This is a genomic window from Priestia sp. P5_B4 (assembly GCF_056400385.1).
Genome location: NZ_JBFULJ010000736.1, coordinates 1 through 1,921, shown reverse-complemented (window position 1 = coordinate 1,921; position 1,921 = coordinate 1). Strand labels below are relative to the sequence as shown.

3 protein-coding genes are annotated in these 1,921 nt (G+C 33.4%); all 3 read left to right on the top strand.

All coding sequences use genetic code 11. The features are described from left to right. The coding region (locus AC1DRF_RS25350; RefSeq protein WP_477741993.1) for a Na-translocating system protein MpsC family protein at positions 1-634 on the top strand (634 nt) is incomplete at its 5' end. 177 nt (positions 635-811) lie between these two features. Then, positions 812-1,027, top strand: coding sequence for a hypothetical protein (locus AC1DRF_RS25345; RefSeq protein WP_097823773.1), 216 nt, complete (start codon positions 812-814; stop codon positions 1,025-1,027). Positions 1,028-1,168: 141 nt separating this feature from the next. After that, positions 1,169-1,858: a Na-translocating system protein MpsC family protein gene (locus tag AC1DRF_RS25340; RefSeq protein WP_043981828.1), complete on the top strand. Its 690-nt coding sequence runs from the start codon at positions 1,169-1,171 to the stop codon at positions 1,856-1,858. The last annotated feature ends 63 nt before the right edge of the window (positions 1,859-1,921 follow it).

Genomic DNA, 1,921 nt, shown 5'->3' with positions numbered 1-1,921 from the left:
CTTTGGGAAAGGCCCTGAGGCTGTTCATGTTACGATTTATGAACCTTATGTTGTTATTTATGTCAGTGGTTTCGTATCACCTATGGAGCAAGTACTGTTAAATCAGAATGAAGAACTTCAAGTGATGACTACAAGAGAGCTGTTGGTAAAAACTCTTGAACCTCAAATCACTGGTCAAATTAAAGGGATTACAGACCTCGACATACAGCACTTATATTATGATTGGAATTTAGATCACCACTCCGGAATTTTTGTGGGAGTGTGTCTGGACGATTTGAAAGCCGATTTGACTGAGGGTGACCCTTACCCAGGAAAACAAGCAATTCATGATCGAATTATAAAGATGAGTGAGATTGCCCAAAAAGGACCTGAAAAAATTTCTTCATATAAATTAAGCGATCGTACATTGGTCATCGTACGCGAGGGAATACTGGTGGCTATTGAAAAACAGCTAATTTCGTTGGGTTTTGATGACACCTTACGCATCTCTAAACGTCCTTTGGAAAAAGGAATCTTACGGCAAAACGATGACTATGATGAGATATTAAATGCAGACATTCTTGATATTTTTGTAGATTGGGATTTTGAAAAGGATAATAGTATTATTACGCTTATCCTAAAACCAAAAAAGTAATGAGGCAGTAATGAATTGGACACACTGTGCCAAACATAAGCCGAGGAAGCAAAGGACATACCTTTTCTTTTTCGGCTTATTTTTGTTGTCTAAAAAGAGTAAGTCCTTTTGTAACGGAATAATTCCCTAAAACAGCACCTGAAAATAGGATGTGCCAACAGAAAGGATTTGGTCGGGATGGCTGATAATCATGAGATTGTATTGTTTATAAAAGAGCTTCGTCGATTGTTGCAGGATTACCAAAAGTATGACAATGAATTATACAAAGAAGAAATTAGCAAGGATATACTACTTTTAAGTACCATTATCTATGGAAGTAAAATTGGAATTTTAAATAAAAGAAGAATCTTGAAACACAGGAAATACAAAGGTAAACAGAAACCAATCTATTAAAGATATACTAGTATGCCTTTCGTTTACACTTTATAAAAAGTGAATTCTTATTACCGAAAATGATCTTATGAGGAAGAAGGATTTTTCATAAAACATCACGAATAGTATACCTTATGAAACTAGAAACTAGGTGCACCATCTATGGATAAAACGAAACTGGAAAAAGAATTAAGTAGCTATATGGGAAGGTTACTTCGTGAAAACTTTGGAAGAGGTCCTGGAGGTGTATTCACCGTCATTTCTCCTCCTTTTATAACCGTTTATTTTAAAGCCTTTTTATTACCTTTAGAAAAGGTTTTGTTAGACAAGGAACAAGTTATCTATGTTCAAAAAACACGTGATTTGTTAATGGAGACTTTAATTGAAGAGATAAAAGGATATATACAATTAAATATACATTTAGATATTAAAGAATTTTATTATGATTGGAATTTAGAGCTGCAGTCTGGGATGTTTATCATGATCCATTCTGATAAAGAAAACATAGCTAATCATTCCTATAAAAATCAGAAATTGCTACATAAAGAAGTTGAGGAAGTAACTCAAAAAGCAGAAAAATTCCCTCACGATGTTTCTTCTTATTTATTAGATCAGAGAACACTTCTTATAATCAGGGAAGGTATTATGGTAAATATAGAGAAAGAATTAGTTCAATTAGGATTTGAAGAAAACCTTACATTGGCTAAAAGAAATCTCGAAAAAAGGCTACTTCATGAACATAGTCAATCATTAGAAGTAATTTTAGATTCAAAGGTAACAGATATACTAGTAGCATGGGACTTTCATAAAGATAAAAGTACAATTCTTCTGATTTTAAACCCAACTTCATAACGGCATTGATAAGCTAGGCACTGAACTAGATGTAGGCCAAAAAGAAAGGTTATATAACCTTTC